This is a genomic window from Neorhizobium sp. SOG26, assembly GCF_003491345.1.
Taxonomy (GTDB): domain Bacteria; phylum Pseudomonadota; class Alphaproteobacteria; order Rhizobiales; family Rhizobiaceae; genus Neorhizobium; species Neorhizobium turbinariae.
In genome coordinates this window covers 1,870,174-1,891,544 of the sequence record NZ_CP025512.1, presented here as the reverse complement: position 1 = coordinate 1,891,544, position 21,371 = coordinate 1,870,174, and the positions used below count along the sequence as shown (strand labels likewise).

General features: G+C 61.0%; 18 protein-coding genes. 9 read left to right on the top strand and 9 right to left on the bottom strand.

All coding sequences use genetic code 11. From position 1 onward, the window contains the following. Positions 1-289 precede the first annotated feature (289 nt). Both CYG48_RS09360 and CYG48_RS09355 read left to right on the top strand, forming a co-directional pair. Entirely contained in the window at positions 290-2,143 is a 1,854-nt protein-coding gene (locus tag CYG48_RS09360) for an ABC transporter ATP-binding protein (RefSeq protein ID WP_118850141.1), read from the top strand. 75 nt (positions 2,144-2,218) lie between these two features. Beyond that, complete coding sequence (locus CYG48_RS09355; RefSeq protein ID WP_118850140.1) at positions 2,219-4,081, top strand: ABC transporter ATP-binding protein; 1,863 nt, start codon at positions 2,219-2,221, stop codon at positions 4,079-4,081. A 3-nt stretch (positions 4,082-4,084) separates the two neighbouring features. On the opposite strand, the gene CYG48_RS09350 is transcribed toward CYG48_RS09355, so the two are convergent. Then, on the bottom strand, positions 4,085-5,020 hold the full coding sequence (locus CYG48_RS09350) for an endonuclease/exonuclease/phosphatase family protein (protein WP_118850139.1): 936 nt from the start codon (positions 5,018-5,020) through the stop codon (positions 4,085-4,087). A 376-nt stretch (positions 5,021-5,396) separates the two neighbouring features. Between CYG48_RS09350 and petA the strand changes: the two genes are divergently transcribed. From petA to CYG48_RS09330, 4 genes are all read left to right on the top strand, one after another. Then, complete coding sequence (petA, locus tag CYG48_RS09345) at positions 5,397-5,975, top strand: ubiquinol-cytochrome c reductase iron-sulfur subunit (protein WP_118850138.1); 579 nt, start codon at positions 5,397-5,399, stop codon at positions 5,973-5,975. Between the two features lie 14 nt (positions 5,976-5,989). Then, complete coding sequence (locus CYG48_RS09340) at positions 5,990-7,255, top strand: cytochrome b (RefSeq protein WP_118850137.1); 1,266 nt, start codon at positions 5,990-5,992, stop codon at positions 7,253-7,255. A gap of 27 nt (positions 7,256-7,282) precedes the next feature. After that, entirely contained in the window at positions 7,283-8,167 is an 885-nt protein-coding gene (locus CYG48_RS09335) for a cytochrome c1 (protein WP_118850136.1), read from the top strand. A gap of 107 nt (positions 8,168-8,274) precedes the next feature. After that, positions 8,275-8,814 (top strand): adenine phosphoribosyltransferase, encoded by a 540-nt coding sequence (locus tag CYG48_RS09330; protein WP_118850135.1) that lies wholly within the window; start codon positions 8,275-8,277, stop codon positions 8,812-8,814. A gap of 15 nt (positions 8,815-8,829) precedes the next feature. Here CYG48_RS09330 and CYG48_RS09325 read toward each other — a convergent pair whose 3' ends face one another. From CYG48_RS09325 to ychF, 3 genes are read right to left on the bottom strand one after another with little or no spacing between them, the layout of a single operon-like run. After that, positions 8,830-9,297 carry a MaoC family dehydratase gene (locus CYG48_RS09325; protein ID WP_118850134.1) on the bottom strand — a complete coding sequence of 156 codons (468 nt, stop codon included), beginning with the start codon at positions 9,295-9,297 and terminating at the stop codon, positions 8,830-8,832. Further along, entirely contained in the window at positions 9,294-9,764 is a 471-nt protein-coding gene (locus tag CYG48_RS09320) for a MaoC family dehydratase (protein ID WP_118850133.1), read from the bottom strand. The genes CYG48_RS09325 and CYG48_RS09320 overlap by 4 nt, the downstream gene beginning before the upstream one ends. Before the next feature lie 20 nt (positions 9,765-9,784). Beyond that, positions 9,785-10,888 carry a redox-regulated ATPase YchF gene (gene ychF, locus CYG48_RS09315; RefSeq protein ID WP_118850132.1) on the bottom strand — a complete coding sequence of 368 codons (1,104 nt, stop codon included), beginning with the start codon at positions 10,886-10,888 and terminating at the stop codon, positions 9,785-9,787. Between the two features lie 183 nt (positions 10,889-11,071). Here ychF and clpS point away from each other — a divergent pair, with 183 nt between their 5' ends. Next, on the top strand, positions 11,072-11,380 hold the full coding sequence (clpS, locus tag CYG48_RS09310; protein WP_118850131.1) for an ATP-dependent Clp protease adapter ClpS: 309 nt from the start codon (positions 11,072-11,074) through the stop codon (positions 11,378-11,380). Positions 11,381-11,402: 22 nt separating this feature from the next. On the opposite strand, the gene prmB is transcribed toward clpS, so the two are convergent. The 4 genes from prmB to CYG48_RS09290 form a co-directional block, all read right to left on the bottom strand. Further along, positions 11,403-12,323, bottom strand: a complete 921-nt coding sequence (gene prmB / locus CYG48_RS09305; protein WP_118850130.1) for a 50S ribosomal protein L3 N(5)-glutamine methyltransferase — start codon at positions 12,321-12,323, stop codon at positions 11,403-11,405. Positions 12,324-12,389: 66 nt separating this feature from the next. Further along, positions 12,390-13,118: an aminoacyl-tRNA hydrolase gene (pth, locus tag CYG48_RS09300; RefSeq protein ID WP_118850129.1), complete on the bottom strand. Its 729-nt coding sequence runs from the start codon at positions 13,116-13,118 to the stop codon at positions 12,390-12,392. 89 nt (positions 13,119-13,207) lie between these two features. After that, complete coding sequence (locus CYG48_RS09295; protein ID WP_118850128.1) at positions 13,208-15,583, bottom strand: bifunctional diguanylate cyclase/phosphodiesterase; 2,376 nt, start codon at positions 15,581-15,583, stop codon at positions 13,208-13,210. Positions 15,584-15,795: 212 nt separating this feature from the next. Beyond that, positions 15,796-16,413, bottom strand: coding sequence for a 50S ribosomal protein L25/general stress protein Ctc (locus CYG48_RS09290; RefSeq protein ID WP_118850127.1), 618 nt, complete (start codon positions 16,411-16,413; stop codon positions 15,796-15,798). 241 nt (positions 16,414-16,654) lie between these two features. Here CYG48_RS09290 and CYG48_RS09285 point away from each other — a divergent pair, with 241 nt between their 5' ends. Both CYG48_RS09285 and CYG48_RS09280 read left to right on the top strand, forming a co-directional pair. Next, positions 16,655-18,100: a hypothetical protein gene (locus CYG48_RS09285; RefSeq protein WP_118850126.1), complete on the top strand. Its 1,446-nt coding sequence runs from the start codon at positions 16,655-16,657 to the stop codon at positions 18,098-18,100. 178 nt (positions 18,101-18,278) lie between these two features. Continuing rightward, the gene (locus CYG48_RS09280; RefSeq protein ID WP_118850125.1) at positions 18,279-21,059 is read left to right on the top strand and encodes a bifunctional diguanylate cyclase/phosphodiesterase; all 2,781 of its coding nucleotides are present in this window, start codon (positions 18,279-18,281) and stop codon (positions 21,057-21,059) included. Positions 21,060-21,077: 18 nt separating this feature from the next. Here CYG48_RS09280 and CYG48_RS09275 read toward each other — a convergent pair whose 3' ends face one another. Beyond that, entirely contained in the window at positions 21,078-21,335 is a 258-nt protein-coding gene (locus CYG48_RS09275; protein WP_118850124.1) for a hypothetical protein, read from the bottom strand. Positions 21,336-21,371 lie beyond the last annotated feature (36 nt).

The following is a 21,371-nucleotide window of genomic DNA, read 5'->3' as shown; positions in this document are numbered from 1 at the left end:
ACGCTCCTTGATGGCATCCATCAGCACAATTGCTCTTTTCAATTTTGGCCTGAACGGGTAGAAGGCGCGATAGATCAACGCCAACTCAGGAGGCCTCCATGGATATGACCGTGTCTACCCGCCTCCGCCAGACAATCATCTCACTGGCTTAGGCGTTTCGCGGTTTCTCGCAAACTTTTCTATTCCTGATCCGTTACGCGGCCGTCACGGTCACGCCAAATACGATTCTGCCGCTTTCGCGCACCCCCACCGATCGGTGTCAGCGTTAGCGGTCTTCTGGAGCTTCTTGATGTTTTCCTGGTTCGAAAAACGCGTTGATCCCTATCCGGATGAGGCGCCGACGCTGCCGCCGCAGGGGCTCGTGCCGTTCCTGTGGCATTACACCAGGCCGGTTTGGCCGTGGGTCCTCATCATGTCGACCTGCACGATGCTGATCGCGCTCGGCGAAGTCTGGCTGTTCCGGTTCCTCGGCGACATCGTCGATTGGCTGTCGAATGCGGACCGGGAGACGTTCCTGCAGAACGAAGGCGGCCGCCTGCTGCTGATGGCTTTCGTCGTGCTGATCGGCCTACCGGCGGTTGCGACGCTGAATTCGCTCATCATGCACCAGATCCTGATGGGCAATTTCCCGATGATTGCGCGCTGGCAGATGCACCGCTTCCTGCTGCGTCACTCGATGACCTTCTTTGCCAACGAGTTTGCGGGCCGTGTCTCGACCAAGGTGATGCAGACATCGCTGGCGATCCGCGAGACGGTGATGAAGGTGCTCGACGTCTTCGTTTATGTCGTGACCTATTTCATCTCGATGATCGTGGTCGTGGCGTCTGCCGATTGGCGGTTGGCGGTGCCGCTGGTGTTGTGGATCGTCGCGTACGGCACGACCGTTGCCTACTACGTGCCGCGGCTGCGAAAGATTTCCGCCGAGCAGGCGGATGCGCGCTCGATGATGACCGGCCGCGTCGTCGACAGCTACACCAATATCGCGACAGTGAAGCTGTTCTCGCATGCAGGGCGGGAGGAAGCTTATGCGCGCGATGCCATGGATATCTTCCTCGAGACCGTGCACCGGCAGATGCGCAAGGTCACCGGCTTCCAGGTGCTCGTCTATTTCTACAACTGCGCGGCGCTCTTCGTCGTCGGCGGCCTGTCGGTCTGGTTCTGGCTCGACGGCGCGATCTCGATCGGCGCCATCTCCATTGCCATCGGGCTGGCGATGCGCATCAACGGCATGTCGCAATGGGTGATGTGGGAGGTTTCGGCGCTCTTTGAAAACATCGGCACGGTCTATGACGGCATGTCGATGATGACGAAGTCGCACGACGTCGTGGATCCCAATCAGGCTCCCAAGCTCACCGCGAAAAAGGGGCACATCCGCTACGAGAATGTCCGCTTCCACTACGGCAAGAAGAAGGGCGTGATCGATCTGCTGACCCTCGACATTCCAGCCGGCGAGAAGGTGGGGCTTGTCGGGCGTTCGGGCGCAGGCAAGACGACGCTGATGAACCTGCTGTTGCGCTTCTACGATCTTGAGGGCGGGCGCATCACGATTGATGGGCAGGACATCTCGACGGTGACGCAGGACAGCCTGCGGGCGATGATTGGCGTCGTGACGCAGGACACGTCGCTGCTGCACCGGTCAATCCGCGACAACATCGCCTATGGCAAACCGGAGGCGACGGACGAGGAGATCATCGAGGCGGCCAGGCGCGCGAACGCTTGGGACTTCATCGAAGGGCTTTCCGACCTGCAGGGACGCAAAGGTCTTGATGCACATGTCGGCGAGCGCGGCGTGAAGCTCTCCGGCGGCCAGCGCCAGCGGATCGCAATCGCCCGGGTCTTCCTCAAGGATGCGCCGATCCTGATCCTCGACGAGGCGACCTCGGCACTCGATTCCGAAGTCGAGGCGGCGATCCAGGAAAACCTCTTCGCCTTGATGGAAGGCAAGACGGTGATCGCCATCGCACACCGGCTCTCGACGCTAACCGAGATGGACCGGCTGATCGTGCTTGATCGCGGCCGCATCGTTGAAACCGGCACCCATTCGGAGCTTGTTGCTTCGGGCGGTATCTATGCCGATCTCTGGACACGCCAGTCTGGCGGATTCCTCGGCGGTGAACCGGTTGAGGAAGCGGCAGCGGAATAAGAAACGGGCCGCTCCGGGTGGGGCGGCCCGCTTTTTGTCATTTGCCACCCGGCCCAACAGGCCTATATCGGCTGCATGCTGAACCCCATCTTCCGCTTCTTCGAAAACTGGATCAAGCCGTTCGCGAGGCGGGATGACCTGAAGCCCCCGGAAGGGCTTTTCGGTTTCATCTGGTTTTATATCAGCCAGGCAAAGTTGCCCTTCTTCATCATGCTCGTGCTCGGCGGCGTAGCGGCGGGCGTAGAAGCAGCGATGTTCTGGTATGTGGGGCGGCTTGTCGACATCCTCGACCAGACGCAACCGGCGGACGGCTGGTCCGGCCTGCTTGCAGCACACGGTACCGAGCTTGTGGTGATGGCGCTGGTCGTTGGCGTCGGCCGCTTTCTGGTGGCGCTTTTTACCGCCCTCATCGACCAGCAGGTGATTACGCCCGGCTTCTACAATCTCGTACGGTGGCAGTCCTACATTCACGTCTCGCGCCAGTCGCTCTCCTTCTTCCAGAACGATTTTTCCGGGCGCATCGTCACCAAGGTCTGGTCCGCCGGCCAGGCAACCGGCGACGTGCTGACCTCCTTCATGGAAAGCGTCTGGTTCGTCGGGATCTATTCGGTCTCGACCATCGCGCTTGTGGCGGGCCTTGATTGGCGGATGGCGGTCGTCGTCGTGGTGTGGCTCGGTCTGTTTGCCGTGCTCGCTCGTCATTACGTGCCGCGCATCCGCCACCACGCCAAGGCCTCGGCGGAAGCCGGCTCGATGATCAGCGGCCGCATGGTGGATGCCTATTCCAATATCCAGACGCTGAAGCTTTTCGGTCGCGACGAGGCGAACGACCGCTACATGCTGTCGGGCTTCGAGACCTTCCAGGACACGATCATCGGCTTCACCCGCATGTTGACGCGGGTGCGCGCTTCGATGGCATTCCTGTCGGGTACGATGATCGTCATCATGGCGGGCATGAGCGTGCATCTGTGGTTGTCGGGCCTCATCACCTCCGGCGCGGTCGCCTTCACGCTGGCGCTGATGCTGCGGCTCAACTTCCTGCTCGGACGGCTGATGACGCAGCTCAACAGCATCATGCGCAATATCGGCACGATCCAGAACTCGGCGGAACTCATCTCCAAGCCGATCGGGCTCACCGACACGCCAGCGGCCGGCGAACTCACCGTCACGCGGCCGGAGATCCGCTTCGAGAATGTCAGCTTCCATTACGGCAAGAGCAGGGGCGTCATCGACGACCTGTCGCTGACGATCCGGCCGGGAGAGAAGATCGGCATTGTCGGACGGTCCGGTGCCGGCAAGTCGACGCTCGTCAACATTCTCCTGCGTTTCTACGATCTCGAGGGCGGGCGCATCCTGATCGACGGGCAGGACATCTCCAAGGTGACGCAGGAATCACTGCGCGCCCAAATCGGCATGGTCACGCAGGATACGTCCCTGCTGCACCGCTCGATCCGCGACAACATCATGTTCGGGCGGCCGGATGCGACCGAAGAGCAGTTGCTCGAGGCAACGCGGCGCGCCGAAGCGGAAACATTCATCGCCAACCTCGAAGACCAGCGGGGGCGCAAGGGTTTTGACGCGCATGTGGGCGAGCGCGGCGTGAAGCTTTCCGGCGGCCAGCGGCAGCGCATCGCGATTGCGCGCGTGATGCTGAAGGACGCGCCGATCCTGGTGCTCGACGAGGCGACCTCAGCGCTCGACTCGGAGGTCGAGGCGGTTATCCAGTCCAACCTGCAGAAACTGATGCAAGGAAAGACGGTGCTGGCGATTGCGCATCGGCTGTCGACCATCGCCGCACTCGATCGTCTGGTGGTGATGGATCGCGGCCGCATCATCGAGCAGGGCACGCATAATGAACTCATCACCCGGGGCGGACTTTATTCGGAGCTCTGGGCGCGGCAGTCCGGCGGTTTCCTCGCGGCAGACGCCGCTCAGTAATCCTCAGGGAAGAATGACGATCTCTGCAAGAAGGCCGGCGTGGTTCGAGCCAAGCGCATCGGGCAGTCGTGTCACCGATTTGATCTTCAGCGGCGCGCGCGCATAGACATGGTCGATCGGCACGCCAAAGACGCCAGCACGGACCGGCCAGCTTGCGGGCTCCCATCCTCCAGTTTTCAAGTCGGTGATGCGCAGGAAGCGGCGCATGTTTGGCCCGAGGCTCGAGGCGTTGAAATCACCGGTGACCAGCAGCGGCCCGGGGACCTCCATCAGGGCTAACCCGGCGCGGATGAGTTCGAGCGAATGGAAGTTGTCGAAATATGGTTTGGTCGTGTGGATGCTGGCGACGTTGATCTCGCGTCCGGCGATCGTCACCTTGCCGAGGATGAAGCGGTCCGGAAAGATGTCGCTCAGCGTGCGGGCAACAGGGCTGTCGATCGGCACCTTGGACAGCATCAGCTGGTCGCAGTCCTCGATGAGAACGCCGCAGCCGACGCGATAGGGGTAAGTGAGCGCCAGTTCATCGATATGCACCCGCAGCGGTGCCGCTTCCATGATGTTGACGATCTCGGCCCCTGAACCGGCGATCGCTTCAACGATCGATTCAGCATTCGCGTAGTTGTCGTTGAGAATGTTGAAGGAAAGCACGCGGAAGCTGGGGCCGGACGCTTCCTGCGCGGTCGCCGGTGCGGCGAATTCACGGCTCATCAGCAGGGCATGACCAACGAAGAAAATGGTCGCGGCAAACAGCAGCCAGATCAGGAAATGGCGCTGGATGAAAAGCGCGACGATCATCGCAAGCAGGCACGCCACGGCCGCATGAAGATGCAGGCTGTAGAGGGTGGCAAGGATCCAGTGGGGATGGATGTAGCGTGTCCCGATCGCACCGAGCACAAGCGACACGATGACGCAGATGGCCACCGACAGGACGAGTCTCATTCAGCTTTATCCGAAGCGGCTGCCTTTTGGGTTGACGCTGACGTAGCACGCGTCCGCCATTGTTGCAACGCAGCAGCACAACCGCTTGCTGCGGCTTCTCAAGGACTTCGCGCTTCTATCTGCAACCACGAATCTTTCTGCCTGTCCGGTAACTCGCCTCAAGCTCTGGTCACTGCCTCGCAAGCTGCGATTCCCATGTCGATTTTTTCGCCGGACAATGTGGATGCCGATATGTGGCAAGGCTGGACATATTTTGCGATCAAGCATAGAACGCGCCAAATTGCCGGGGAATCTATGGTCGGATTATGTCCGCTCGAGATTCTTACGGAAGGGGGACTGGGGTTTCCGCAAATTGCGTGAGAAGGAAGATTTATCCGTGAGCGAGCACGATACACACAGCGAAGCTTTGGGCGAGCCCACTCGCCGTGATTTCCTTTACCTGGCGACCGGCATGGCCGGTGCGGTCGGTGCGGCATCCGTCGCCTGGCCCTTCATCGACCAGATGCGCCCGGATGCTTCGACGCTGGCTCTTGCTTCGATCGAAGTGAATGTTGCGGCTCTCGAGCCGGGCATGTCGCTGACCGTCAAGTGGCGCGGCAAGCCGGTGTTCATCCGCAACCGCACGCAAAAGGAAATCGAAGAGGCCAACGCTGTTGCGCTTGCCGACCTCAAGGATCCGGTTGCCCGTAACGCAAACCTGCCGGCGGAAGCCGAAGCAACCGGCGTTGATCGCTCCGGTGGCGAAGGCAAGGAAAACTGGATCGTCATGATCGGTTCCTGCACCCACCTCGGTTGCGTTCCGCTGGGCCAGGCCGGCGATTTCGGCGGATGGTTCTGTCCTTGCCATGGCTCGCACTATGATACGGCCGGCCGTATCCGTAAGGGCCCGGCACCGCAGAACCTCGCCATTCCGACTTTTACGTTTACGTCCGACACAGTCATCAGGATCGGGTGAGGGGATACACATAGATGAGCGGTCATTCCGAATACCAGCCGTCGACCGGCATTGAAAAATGGATCGATTCGCGGCTTCCGCTGCCGCGTATGCTCCATGACAGCTTCGTTGCTTACCCCGTTCCCCGTAACCTGAACTATGCCTACACCTTCGGCGCCATGCTGTCGGTCATGCTGCTTGTTCAGATCCTGACGGGCGTCGTGCTTGCCATGCACTACGCGGCATCGACCGGCGTCGCATTCGACTCGGTCGAAAAGATCATGCGCGACGTGAACCACGGCTGGCTGCTGCGCTACATGCACGCCAACGGCGCATCCTTCTTCTTCATCGCAGTCTATCTGCACATTGCACGTGGCCTCTACTACGGCTCGTACAAGGCACCGCGCGAAATCCTCTGGATTCTCGGCGTCGTCATCTACCTCCTGATGATGGCAACCGGCTTCATGGGCTATGTGCTCCCCTGGGGCCAGATGTCCTTCTGGGGTGCAACCGTTATCACCGGCTTCTTCTCGGCCTTCCCGTTGGTGGGTGAGTGGATCCAGCAGTTCCTGCTCGGCGGCTTTGCCGTTGACCAGCCGACGCTGAACCGCTTCTTCTCGCTTCACTACCTGCTGCCCTTCATGATTGCCGGCGTTGTCGTCCTGCACATCTGGGCCCTGCACGTGACCGGCCAGACGAACCCGACCGGCATCGAAGTGAAGACCAAGACGGACACCGTTGCCTTCACGCCTTACGCAACGCTCAAGGACGCGCTCGGCGTATCGGTCTTCCTGATCGTCTTCGCCTGGTTCATCTTCTACATGCCGAACTACCTCGGCCATCCGGACAACTACATTCCGGCTGACCCGCTGAAGACCCCGGCGCACATCGTTCCGGAATGGTACTACCTGCCGTTCTACGCCATGCTGCGTGCGATCACCTTCAACATCGGCCCGATCGACTCCAAGCTCGGTGGCGTTCTGGTGATGTTCGGCTCGATCATCATCCTGTTCTTCCTCCCGTGGCTCGACACGTCGAAGGTCCGCTCGGCCGTCTACCGTCCGTGGTACAAGCTGTTCTTCTGGCTCTTCGTGGCCAATGCCATCATGCTCGGCTGGCTCGGCGCCATGCCTGCTGAAGGCATCTACGTCATCCTGTCGCAGCTCGGCACGCTCTACTACTTCGGTTTCTTCCTCGTGATCATGCCTCTTCTCGGCCTGTTCGAGACGCCACGGCGGATCCCGAACTCGATCACGGAAGCCGTCCTGGAGCAGCACGGCAAGTCCAAAGTCACCGTCTGAAGCTCGCGGGCGAGAGGGAAAAAGAATATGAAAAAGCTCGTTGCAAGCTTCTTTTCGCTGGCCTTCGTAGCAGGCCTGGGCGTTACCACCGCGCTGGCGCAGGACCATGCTGCTGCTCCGGCCGGCGGTGAAGAACATGCCGAAGGCGGCACGCCGCACTATCCGATCAAGCATCCGAAGAACGTGGACTGGAGCTTTGCCGGTCCCTTCGGGCACTACGACAAGGGCCAGCTCCAGCGCGGCCTGAAGGTCTACACGGAAGTCTGCTCGGCCTGCCATTCCATGAAGCTCGTGTCCTTCCGCACCCTGGAAGGCCTTGGCTACTCGGAAGCCCAGGTGAAGGCCTTCGCCGCCAACTATGAAGTTGAGGACGGCCCGAACGACGATGGCGAGATGTTTACCCGCAAGGCCGTGCCTTCGGATTATTTCCCGTCGCCGTACCCGAACAACCAGGCTGCTGCTGCCGCCAATAACGGCGCTGCACCGCCGGACATGTCGCTGCTCGCCAAGGCACGCGGCATTACCCGTGGCTTCCCGACTTTCATCTTCGACATCTTCACGCAGTACCAGGAAGGTGGCCCGGATTACATCTACTCGCTGCTGACCGGTTATGAAGAGCCGCCGGCTGGCGTCGAAGTCGCTCCGGGCACGCATTACAACCCGTACTTCGCAAGCGCTGCGGCGCTCGCCATGGCACCGCCGATCAGCAACGATCAGGTGACCTACGACGACGGCGCTCCGCAGACCGTCGAGCAGTATTCGCAGGACGTCGCTGCCTTCCTGATGTGGGCTGCAGAGCCGCACCTCGAAGAGCGCAAGCGCACGGGCTTCATGGTCATGATTTTCCTGCTGATCTTCACGGGACTGATCTACCTGACCAAGAAGTCGGTCTACGCAAACCGGGAACACTAAATCTCCCGTTCACCTTCAAGGAAGGCGGCCTCTGTGCCGCCTTTTCTGTTTCTGACCGAGGCCCGACTTGCTAGGGTCTCGCCAAAACCATCACGTTCCAGGGCACCATGTCAGCCAGCATTGACCTTACCACCGCCATCCGCTCCATTCCGGATTATCCGAAGCCGGGCATCATCTTCCGCGACATCACCACCTTGCTTGGCGACGCCGTAGCGTTCCGCCAGGCAGTCGATGAACTGGTCGCGCCGTACAAGGGGCTCGGGATCGACAAGGTGGCTGGTATCGAAGCACGCGGCTTTATCCTCGGCGGGGCGTTGGCGCACCAACTGGGCGCGGGTTTCGTGCCGATCCGCAAGAAGGGCAAGCTGCCGCACCAGACGGTCCGGATGGCCTATAGCCTGGAATACGGCACCGACGAGATGGAGATCCATGTCGACGCGTTGAAGCCGGGCGAGAAGGTGATCCTGACGGACGACCTGATCGCCACGGGCGGCACGGCGGAAGGGGCGGTGAAGCTGATCCGTCAGCTTGGCGCGGAAATCGTATCCGCCTGCTTCGTGATTGACCTGCCGGAGATCGGCGGGCGCAAGAAGCTCGAGGCGCTGGGCGTCGAGGTGCAAACACTGGTGGAATTTGCGGGCCACTGAACCAGTGGCACGCGGTCACTCGAACTCGAGCACGGTGCCTTCGTAGCGCATCACCGTCTCGCTGCGCTGGTTCTCGCCGTCACAGACGGTCATGTTGATCCAGGTCCCGGGACGTGACACCAGCGGACGGCTTTCCACCAGGGTTACGGAATAGGTGATGCTGTCGCCGGCATAAACCGGCTTCAGCCACTGCAACTTCTTGAAACCAGCGGATGGGCCAAGCTTGGGTGCAACCAGCCCCTCGCTCTCCAGCCGCGCGACTTCCTTCGTCCAGTAGGCGATATAGGTCTTCATCCAACCGGCGCAGGTATGCCAGCCGGAGGCGCAGAGAGCGCCGAAGACATAGTCCTTGGCGGCTTCTGCATCGACATGGAACGGCTGCGGATCGAACTTCCTGGCAAACCGCACGATGTCTTCGGCGGTGAACAGAAGCGTGCCGGTGATGACCTTGCGGCCTGGAGGGGACAGTTCGATCAGTCTCATGCTGCGCCGGCCTCGCTGTTCTTCAGCCGCATCATGATCGGGTTTTCACCGCGCATGACGAGCTCGCCGCGTTGGTTCTCGACCTCATGCAGGAACTTGACGAGGCCAATGCCCGGGCGCGAACGGAGCACCCGAGACTCCACGACGGTCGAGCGGCCGGACAACGTATCGCCAGCGAGAACCGGCCTCTTCCATTCCATGAACTCGATGCCGGGAGAGCCTTCGGAGGAGGAGCGTGAAAGCCAGCCGTCGAACATCATGCGCATGAACATGCTCGCCGTGTGCCAGCCGGAGGCGGACAGCCCGCCGAGTATGCTGGCTTTGCCGGCTTCCTCGGACAGGTGCATGGGCTGCGGGTCGAACTCGGACGCGAATTCGATCACCTCGTCAGCGGAGACGTGCTTCTGCGCCAGCGGGAAGGACCTGCCCGGCGTGAAGTCCTCGAAGTAAAATTCGACGTCCGTCATGGCTCCTTCCCCTCTAGAGGTTACGTGTTGAAGCGGAAGTGGATGACGTCGCCGTCGTTGACGACATATTCCTTGCCTTCATCGCGACCCTTGCCGGCTTCCTTGGCGCCCACTTCACCCTTGTAGGTGATGTAGTCGTCATAGGAGATGGTGAAGGCGCGGATGAAGCCGCGTTCGAAATCCGTGTGGATGACGCCGGCGGCCTGCGGCGCCTTGGTGCCGCGGCGGATGGTCCAGGCGCGGGTTTCCTTGGGGCCGACCGTGAAATAGGTGATCAGGTCGAGCAGGTGGTAACCGGCGCGGATCAACCGGTCGAGGCCGGCTTCCTCAAGGCCGAGCGCCGACAGGAACTCGGTGGCTTCTTCTTCAGGCAGCTGTGCCACCTCGGCTTCGATGGCGGCCGAGATGATGACGCATTCTGCACCTTGTGCCTTGGCCATTGCAGCAACAGCCTCGGTATGCTTGTTGCCGGTCGCGGCATCGGCTTCGGCGACGTTGCAGACGTAGAGGACCGGATGCGAGGTGAGGAGGTTGAGGCCCTTGAGGATCTCGATCTCTTCCGGTGCCAGTGTCTTGAGGAGCAGGCGGGCGGGCTTTCCCTCGTTCAGGAGCTTGATGACAGCTTCCATGACCGGGAGCTGCGCCATCGACTCCTTGTCCTTGCCGGTGGCGCGCTTGCGGGTCTGCTCGACGCGGCGCTCCAGGCTCTCGAGGTCGGCGAGCATCAGTTCGGTCTCGATCGTCTCGGCATCGCCGACCGGGTTGATGCGGCCTTCGACATGGGTAATGTCGTCGTCTTCGAAGCAGCGCAGCACATGCACCACGGCGTCGACTTCGCGGATGTTGGCGAGGAACTTGTTGCCAAGGCCTTCACCCTTCGATGCACCGCGCACGAGGCCAGCGATGTCAACGAAGGAGATGCGGGTCGGGATGATTTCCTTGGAGCCCGCAATCGATGCAAGCTGTTGCATGCGCGGGTCGGGCACCGCGACTTCGCCGGTATTCGGCTCGATCGTGCAGAACGGGTAGTTGGCTGCCTGCGCCGCAGCTGTCTTGGTGAGCGCATTGAAGAGCGTGGATTTGCCGACGTTGGGCAGGCCCACGATACCGCATTTGAAACCCATGGGTTCGAACCTGTCGATGTAAGATTAGCGTTGGTGTGGCTATGGGGGAAACTGCCTTGGCGGTCAAGGCTTGAGCCGGAGAGGGGGCGGGTACCTGACCGGTCGCTCATGCTTGAAATGTCGTGGCTGCGGTGCGATATAGCCCAGAAATCTCCCGATAATCCCTATCGCCAGGAGAGGCCGATGGCCGAAGACACCACCCTCAAACCGAAGACGATCACCAAGCCGAAGCTTGAGCGGCCGAAGCTCTACAAGGTGATCCTCGTCAACGACGACTACACGCCGCGGGAGTTCGTCACCATGGTGCTGAAGGCGGTTTTCCGCATGAGCGAGGAGACCGGCTACCGCGTGATGCTGACGGCGCACAAGATGGGCACCGCCGTCGTCGTTGTCTGCACCAAGGATATTGCCGAGACCAAGGCCAAGGAGGCTGTCGATCTCGCCAAGGAAGCGGGTTATCCGCTGATGTTCATCACCGAGCCCGAAGAATAGCTTCGGCCTCAGGCGTCAGCCTTCAGCCTGCCGATCGGGCAGCCAGTGCTTCGGCGGAGATCCAGAAGACCGCATCCTGCGACTCGGCGGTTTCCACCCAGAAGAAATCGAGGTCCGGATATTCTTCCTCCAGGATCTCGCGGCCGGAGCCGATCTCGCAGATCATGCCGCCTTCGGGACTGAGATAGTCCGCGGCTTCGTCGAGAAGGCGCCGCACCAGATCAAGTCCATCGACGCCGCCATCAAAGGCCATTGCCGGCTCGGCACGGAACTCTTCCGGGAAGCCGTCCATCGCCTCGTGATCGACATAAGGCGGATTGGTGATGATGAGGTCGTAGCGGTTGCCGGCGAGGGGGCCGAAGAGGTCGCCCTGGTGGAGCGTCACCTGGTTTTCGACCTCATGCTCGGCAATGTTGATCTTTGCTACTTCAAGTGCGTCGGCGGAGAGATCGACGGCATCGACCTGCGCATTCGGGAAGAATTTGGCAGCAAGGACGGCGAGGCAGCCGGAGCCGGTGCAGATGTCCACCACGCTTTCGACATTCATCGGGTCGGGCAGGAAGGACGAACCCTGGGCATTAAGGTATTCCGAAAACAGGATCTCGCCGATATGAGAGCGGGGCACGATGACACGTTCATCGACATGGAAGCGCACACCCTGGATATAGGAGCGACCGGTGATGTAGGCCGACGGCTTGCGGGTCGTCACGCGGGTCTCGATCCGGTCGGCCAGCAGTCGGCGTTCGGCCGGAAGCAGCTTGGCATCCAGGAATGGATCGAGTGCGTCGATCGGAAGGTCGAGCGAGTCGAGGATGAGGAAGGCGGCATCATCACCTGCGGTCGTCGTGCCGTGGCCAAAGCTCAGGTTGGCCGCGTTGAACCGCGAGATGGCATAGCGCCAGTAGTCGCGCAACGTTACGAGTTCTGCTGTGATGTCTGTCATTCTTCTGAAGTCCGTTTGCTCGTGCGTCCGCATAACCGTTCGCGGAGCCGGATGCTACCGCTTTGCCTAACTATCCTTGCTGCCGAACATCTTCTTGAGCATTTCGGCCATCGGGCCTGATGTCGGCAGGTTTGGCTTTGCTCCGCCGCGCGCCTGGTGGATGTGCGACTTGGCGGCAGGCTTCGGCTGCGGCGGCTTTTCGCGCTTCGGCTTGTCCTCGTCAGGCTGGGCACCCACCGCCAGTGCGAGCTTGTTCATGAGCTGCGAGTCTTCGCCGCGCACCAGCATTTCGGCATTGTCGGCAATGGCATCGAGCAGCGGCGACAGCCAGGCTTGATCCGCTTTCGCAAAGTCACCCAGCACGTGATTGTGCACGAGTTCCTTTGCGCCGGGATGGCCGATCCCAAGCCGCAGGCGGCGATAGTCCTTGCCGCAGTGGGCGTCGAGAGACTTGACGCCATTGTGGCCGCCATGGCCGCCGCCTGTCTTGATCCGGCTCTTGCCCGGGACAAGGTCCAGTTCGTCATAAATGACCAGGATGTTCTGCGGCCCGAGCTTGTAGAAGCGCATGGCTTCGCCCACGGCTTCGCCGGACAGGTTCATGAAGGTCTGCGGCTTCATCAGCAGCACCTTCTCGCCGGCGAGTTCGCCTTCCGAGATCAGCGCCTTGAACTTCTTCGACCATGGTGCGAAGCCCGGGCGGCGCTGGATGGCATCCACGGCCATGAAACCGATATTGTGCCGGTTGCCGGCATATTGCGAACCGGGATTGCCGAGACCTGCGATGATGAACATGGCGAATTTCCTGTAGCGCTGACGGCCTTCACCACCGCGAAACGCCGCCGATGTCAACCGGGTTTCAGCCCAAGGTCAGGTTAAGTCGCTCAGCTTGCCAGTGATCTGGCAATGGGCTCATCGACCGAAAACATGTCCAGGATGTCAGAGATCCCGCGTGGCCTGGAGAAGAAATAACCCTGGGCAAAGTCCACGCCGATCCGCTGGAGAAGGAGCCGCTGCTCTTCCGTCTCCACACCTTCGGCCACGACCTTGCAGTTCATCTTGTGCGAGATGGCGCTAATGCCTTCGACGAGCATGCGGTTCTTGCGGCCGATCTCGTCGGTTTGTTCAGTGAGCGAGCGCACGAAGGACTGATCGATCTTGACGATGTCGACCGGGAAGCGGCTCATGTAGCTCAGCGAGGAATAGCCGGTGCCGAAGTCATCGAGCGCGATGCGGCAGCCGAACTGCTGGATCTCGTTGAGGACATTGCGGATCTCCGGGTTGTCATGCAGCAGCACCGCCTCGGTGATCTCGACCACCAGGCGTTGTGGCTGGATGTCGTAGCGGGCAAGCAGGGCGGCAAGCCGCATCGGCAGGCCGGGCTCGAACTGCAACGGCGAGAAGTTGACCGCGACATATGCATCACCCATGCCGGGGAGGCGGGAGACGCGCGCGAGGTTTGCGAGTGCGTCTTCCAGAATAAGCGTGCCAATCTGCGCGATCGTTCCGGTTTCTTCCGCAACGCTGACGATGCCGGCCGGCGACAACAGACCCTTGCGCGGATGGCGCATGCGCATCAGCGCCTCAAAGCCCGCCGGCGTCCCGGTCTTGATGTCTACGATCGGCTGGAAATGTGCCTCGAACCAGCTTGCCGCGATCGCGACTTCGATGTCGCTTTCCATCTCGGCGCGCTCGCGCGTCTCATCGAGAATGACGCGATCGTAGACCTGCGCGCCGTTCTTGCCGTCCCGCTTGCGCGCATACATGGCAAGGTCCGACTTGTGCAGGAGTTCGGCGGCCGTGGCGGCATGGCTCGGATAGAAGGCAAGGCCGATGGAGGCGCTGAGGCGCACGGCGGTGCCGCTGACGCGGAAAGGCGCGTCGAACTGGTCGACGATCTTCTGCGCGAGTTCGGAGGCGCGGCGCTCGGCACCTTCGCCGGTGATCAGGAGTGCGAACTCGTCGCCGCCGAGACGGGATGCGCAATCACCTTCCCGGAGAAGCGGCTGGGCGCGTTCCACGAACTCGCGCAACACGGCATCGCCGGCGGCATGGCCGAGATTGTCGTTGATGGACTTGAAGCGGTCGAGGTCGACAAAAAGGCAGGCGACTTCGGTGCCAGCTTCATCGGCTTCGGCGATCTTCTCATCCAGCGCGCCTTCGAACCCCTGCCGGTTGAGGAGCCCGGTGAGGTGGTCGGTGATCGCCTGCTGGTGGTTGCGCAGTTCGGACTGCTTCAGTTCTGTCACGTCCGTCATGACGCTGAGCGATCCCGGAGGCTTGCCGGCCGCGCTAAGGCTGGTCTCGACGATCAGCACGTCGATCATGCTGCCATCGGCGCGGATGAAGCGGAGGGTGGCTTCGATTGCCGGCGAGTCCGGCTTGGCCTGGTTCTTGCGGTCGGCAAACAGGGCGTGGTCTGCCGGTGCGATAAGATCCAGGAATGGTCGGCCGATGACGTCGGCGCGGTTGTAGCCAGTTGCCAGCAGCCAATAGTCGCTCACGGCCGAGATATGGTCGTCCACCGTCAGCGAAAACAGCATTGCCGGCGTCAGGTTGTAGATCTCGATCGTCTGCTGGTGGGCGCGCTTCAGCTCGCGCTCCTCGCGTTCAAGCAGCGTCTGCATCTCGTTGAAGCTGCGGGCCAGCCGGCCCATCTCGTCGTTGGAGCGCCAGTCAACGTGGTGGCGCGAGCCGAGACGCCGGGTTGCCTCGATAGCTGCCGTCAGGCGCAGGAGCGGCTTGATGACCATCACGCGGTTGCCGAGGACGGCTGCCCCGAACACGGTAAGGATGGCGATAACAAAGATTGAGATGAAGGCCATCTCCACCTGGTGCAGGGCTGCGAACCAGCCAAGCCGCGGAACATAGGCGGTGATCGTGCCGACCTGCTGGGTGTTCTGGGTCGTCTTGTAGAGGATCGGCCGCGAGATCGCGTCGAGGCCGCGGAAGTCGGATGGGTTGCCTTTGACTTCGGAGATGTCGACGACGCCGGCATCGTCGGTGATCTGAACTGCGCTGATGGCAGAGTCGGACACCAGGAGGGTCGCGATCTGGCGGATGCTGGTGGTGTCCATCTCCCACAACGGCTTGCCGAGGGCCTGGGAGTTGGTGGCGAGAACCGCGTCTGCGCGTTCGCTGAGGTTCTTGGCAGCCTGCTGGGAGGACAGTGTCAGGAAAAGCGTGAACAGGGGCGCGACCACCACCAGCAGGGCGCCGGAAATGATCGCGATAAATCGACTTTCAACGGACCGAGTCACCCTTTTCCCCGCATTTTCTCCGGCCTTGCCGGCTCTTTACCCCAGGCTTCAAGTCATCGGTCAATCTTCCACGGATTGATTAAGCTTCATTGAAACGGATGCGGTAAAAGCCACAAATCGCCGATCAATCTCGTCGAGAAGTCACGGAAAATGCACGAAAAAACCCGCCTTCCGGAGAGGGCGGGTTCAACTTCAAGAAGATGTGAAGCTGATTATTCGGCTTCGGAAGCCGGTGCTTCTTCGGTCACTTCTTCTTCAACGCCGGCTGCCGGAGCAACGATGGTGGCAATGGTGAAGTCGCGATCGGTGATGACCGGGCGAACACCCTTCGGCAGCTTGACGGCCGAGATGTGGATGCTGTCGCCGACCTTGGCGCCGGACAGATCAACCGTGATGAATTCCGGGATCTGGTTGGCCGGGCAGATGAACTCGACCGTGTGGCGAACAACGTTGAGAACGCCGCCCTGCTTGATGGCCGACTTGTCTTCGTTTTCGAAGTGAACCGGAACATCAACCGTAACTTCGGTGTTGCCCGAAACGCGGAGGAAATCGACGTGCATGGTGAAGTCGCGTACCGGATCCAGCTGGTAATCCTTCGGGAGAACCTGGATCTTCTGGCCACCGACGTCGATCGTTGCGATCGTCGTCATGAAGCCGCCAGCGTGGATGCGCTTGGTCACTTCGTTGGTCGAGAGTGCGATGGAAAGCGGGGCCTGCTTGTCACCGTAGATGACAGCGGGAATCATACCGTTGCGGCGAAGTTCACGGGAGGACCCCTTACCTACCCGTTCGCGCGCCTCGGCCTTGAGCTCGTAAGTTTCCTGGCTCATGGCATGTCCTTTCGAGGTTGTTTGGAGAGTTTTTCAACGACACGTGCCGTATCAAACTGAAGGGCATCATCCGATGCGCTTCATCCGCGTTTGCCTCCAAGGGTGTCTGCGCGGACGCGCGGGCTATACTCCATCAGGGCTTTGAGCGCAAGCTTAGACATGCGGGGCATTCGCCCGCTTGACTCTGATACCGTATCCCACACATTCAGGCGCGAAAAATGAGGGAAGGGGGCATGTTCCCATGAGAACGAAGATCATTGCCGGCAGCGTGCTTATAGCGCTTGCGGTCAATCCGGCAACGGCAGCCGATATCAATGCGCAGGGTGCCGCAGCACTGCAGGAGAGCCTCACTGGCTTCCTGCCCGAGCAGGTCAAGAAGAGCGATTTCCTGACGGTGACGCCGGCGGGCGACCGCTACGAGATCTCCTATGACTTCGGCAAATTGATCGGCACCCTTGGCCTGAAAGACTTCACGGTGGCCGGCCTGACCCCGTTCATCATGGCGGCCTCGCCGCTGGACAACGGCCAGTGGAAGCTCAACAGCGACAGCGACGTCAATTTCTCCGTCAGCGGCAAGCTGCCGGACGGCAAAGAGACGGACGTGACCTATTCCGTCACCGACATGGTGTTCTCGGGCATCTTCGATCCGGCAATCGCCTTCATGCGGTCGGCAGAGGCAACGTCCGGCCCGATCCGGATGGTCTCCAAAAGCGGAGAAGAGGAACTCGAGGCCAGCTTTGCAGGCATGAACTACACGCTCGCCTCGGTCGACAGTAAGACGGCAGGGGCGGTCGATTTCAGCGGCAAGGGATCGTTCAAGAACTTCTACGAGCGTATCGTGGCGCCGGAAACGCCGGAATTTGAGGTTCGCTCGGAAAGCCTGGACTTCGACGTGGGCGTCGAAGGCGTGACGGCGACACGGATACGGGACCTGATGTCGTTCATCCTGCCGCTCATCAAGAAGGACAAGCCTTCGCCCGAAGAGATCGCCCGTCTCAAGGAACTCTTCCGGGATGCGATGCCGTTCTTCACGTCGCTGTCCGAAAAGCTTACCTTCAATGAGTTCAAGGTCGTGAGCCCGTTTGGTGACTTCGGTCTCGGCAAGCTCGACTACATGCTGACGATGACGGAGCCGAACGCGTCAGCCCGCATCGGCATTGGTGCTCGCATCGAGAACGTCTCGGCGCCGTCCGGCATCCTCCCGGAAGCCTACGAGCAGCTCGTTCCCGATCTGGCCGAGATCGAGATCGGTCTTGCCGACCTCAACATCTCGCGTTTCATTGATGTGTTGATGGAGCAAGATGCCCCGCGTCCCGCCAATGCCAAGGACCCCAAGGACGACGAGCTGACGCAAGCCGTCCTCAACGACGGGCAACTGACGATCGACTTCCCGAAGATCCTCGCCAAGTCTTCGATCTACGATGTCGAAGCCTCAGGCAAGGTCAAGGGCTACCCGGACCAGAAGGATCGCTATTCGCTGGAGGCGACGATCCTCGCGGGCGATTTCGACAAGCTGATCAAGCACGTCCAGGAGATGGCGAAAGACGACCCGGACCTTAACCAGACCTCGCTTTTGATGATGATGGCGAAGGGTATTGCGAAGACCGAGCCGGATGGCCGCCTGAGGTGGGATGTGCGGTCCGCGGATGGCAAGTCGCTCACCGTCAACGGCCAGGTGCTGCAGTGAAAGAGGCTGGGCGGCGCATGTGCCAATTTCGAGTGGCGCCGCGCCGTCCAGCCGCCTTTAGCCGTTCATTAAGCAAACCGAGATGAAAGCATTAAGGCCGCTCCGCCCAGCGGCCTGATTAAGGAAATTCTTTAATCCAATCTGGCGCTAGATGCCCCCAAGATTTTTAGGGGCTGAAATGTATAACGTACTTACGTGTCTGGCATACGAACATGACCTTGCTCTGGTCGCTGTGGCCGGCATCTTATGTTATCTGACCAATCTCGGCACTGTTGTCTTCCTGGCCCGCGCCAGGGGCCTGTCCAAGCCTGCCGCGCGGTGGAGCTGGTGTGCCTTTGCTGCCGTCACGGGTGGCTTCGGCATATGGGCGACGCATTTCATCGCGATGCTGGCTTATGATGCCGGCCTGCCGGTGACCTACCAGTTCGGTCCGACGCTGTTCTCGCTCGCCGTTGCGGTCGTTGCCACCACGGTTGCAGGCATCGCGACCATCAAGATGCGCGGTGCCGAGGCAGCCATCGCGGCCGGCCTCGTCTTCGGTGTCGGCGTGTCCAGCATGCACTTCATCGGCATGTCGGCCGTGGAGTTCGGCGGCCATATCCAGTGGCGTAGCGATCTCGTCATCACGGCCATCCTGTTGTGCGCGCTCGTCTCGCCCTTCGGCTTCTGGAAGGCATCGGGTTCGAGCCGGGTAGGGCTGTGGATGGGCGCCGGGCTTCTTGCCGCCGGCATCGTCGGCATGCACTTCACCGCGATGGGTGCCGCAGAGCTTATTCCGGATGCGACGGTCGTTTCCGACACGCCACACCTTTCGAAGCCATGGATGGTGACGACGATCCTCGTTGCAGCCGTCTCGATGATCCTCTCCGGCCTGATAGCGGTGGCCGTTACCGCCCGCGCAGAACGCTCGACCCGCAAGGCGAACGAGAACTTCGAGCTGCTGGTGAACGGCGTCACCGACTACGCCATCTACATGCTCGACCCGCAAGGCAATATCAGCAGCTGGAACACGGGTGCCGAGCGCTTCAAGGGCTATTCGGCGAGCGAAGTCATCGGTAAGCATTTCTCGCGGTTCATGTCGAAGGAAGACCAGGCGGCGGGCGTGCCGCTGGCCGCCCTTCAACAGGCAAAGAACGAAGGACGCTTTGAAGCCAATGGCTGGCGGTACCGCAAGGACGGCAGCGCCTTTTTCGCCAACATCGTCATCCAGCCTGTTTATGGCGAAGCTGGCGAGCATGTCGGCTTTGCAAAGATCACCCGCGACATTTCCGAGCAGAAGGCGGCGGCTGACCGCATCCAGGAAGTCTCGCGCAACCTCGATCTTGCGCTGGAGAACATGATCCAGGGCATCTGCCTGTTCGACAAGGATGAGCGCCTGGTACTTTCCAACCAGCGGTACCGCGACATCTTCCGCTTGACCGATGGCTTCCTTGAGCCGGGCATCACCTACTGGGAGATCGTCAAGCGCGGTTATGAACTGGCACTTGCCGATCCGGAGGAGGCGCTTCAGCGGGCCCGGGCCCACTACGACCGCCAGATCAGCGCCGTGCGGTCGGGACAGAAGAGCCTCATCCACAAGATCAGCGAAGATCGCACCATCCTGGCGAACTTCAGCACCCTTTCCGAGGGTGGCTGGGTTGCGACGTTCGAGGACATCACCGACCGCACGCGTAGCGAGGAACAGATCGCCTTCCTGGCCAAGCATGACGGGCTGACGAAGCTGCCGAACCGTTCGGCCTTCACCGATTTCCTTGCGCATGAAGTCGCTTTTGCCGACCACACGTCAGGCCGCATGGCGGTGCTCGGCATCGATCTCAACAAGTTCAAGCTGGTCAATGACCAGATGGGCCATGCCGTGGGCGACCAGGTGTTGGTCGAACTGGCGAGCCGCATGTCTGCGGTGCTGGGCTCCGGCGAAATCGTTGCGCGCTTTGGTGGCGACGAATTCGCAGCGCTGAAGCGCTATAACGATGTCAGCGAACTTAATGACTTCGTCACGCGTCTGTCCGACGCGCTGAACTCGACGGTGGAAATCCGTGACCATAAGCTGAGCTGCGGCGCCAGCATCGGCATCTCAGTTTATCCGAAGGACGGGAAGACACCGCAGGCGCTGCTCGCCAATGCCGACCTTGCGATGTATCGCGCAAAGCAGTCCATCAGCCAGAACGTCTGCTTCTACGACGGCGAGATGGATGATGTTGCCCGCGACCGCGCACGCATGGCCAAGGATCTTTGGCAGGCGATCGAGGAAGGCCAGTTCAAGCTGAACTACCAGGTGCAGAAGTCGATCGCGACCAGCGAAACGACGGGTTACGAGGTGCTGTTGCGCTGGGTGCATCCGGAGCGAGGCAATGTCCCACCGGTCGACTTCATCGAGGTGGCGGAAGAGTGTGGCGCGATCCTGCCGATCGGCGAATGGGTGCTCCGTGAAGCCTGCCGCGAGGCTGCAACCTGGGAGCCGCACCTGAAGGTGGCGGTCAACCTGTCGCCGGTACAGATCGCGCACGCCGACATCGGCGCGCTGGTCGACCAGGTGCTGCAGGAAACCAAGCTTGATCCGAGCCGGCTGGAACTGGAAATCACTGAAAGCTCGATCATCGTCGACAAGAACCGCGCCATGGCGGCACTTCAGGCAATCAAGGCTCTTGGTGTCTCCATCGCCATCGACGACTTCGGCACGGGCTATTCGTCGCTGGAGACGCTACGTTCCTTCCCGTTCGACAAGATCAAGCTGGACCGCAGCTTCATGACCGAGCTCAACGAGAGCGACGAGGCGAAAGCGATGGTGCGGGCGATCCTCGCGCTGGGGCAGGGCTTGCGCATCCCGGTACTGGCAGAAGGCGTGGAAACCAGCGAGCAGCTCGACATCCTGCGCTCGGAAGGGTGCCACGAGGCCCAGGGTTACCTTCTCGGGCGTCCCGGGCCAACGGTTGAGAAATCGGTTGGGCTCGCCGCCTGAGGCGAGCCGACGCAAGGTCTAGCGCCTCGGCTCGCCGCCCGGGGCATAGACCGACTTCTGCTCGAAGCGGAACTTGTGGCTGCACTGGCCACAGCGCATCATGTACTTCTTCGGATCGGTGGATGCGAACTCCGTGAAGAAACCGCGCGGCATCTCGTCGATGCGGAAATCGCGGCTCGGTGCCCGCTTGTCGTCTGTTTCGGATACCTCCGCAAAACCTGTGTTGCCGCACTGGGAACATTCAAGCTTGCGGGAATATCGGTCGCGGGCTGCCATGCAAGACTCCTTGGTGTCGAGCCTAGATAGGCGACG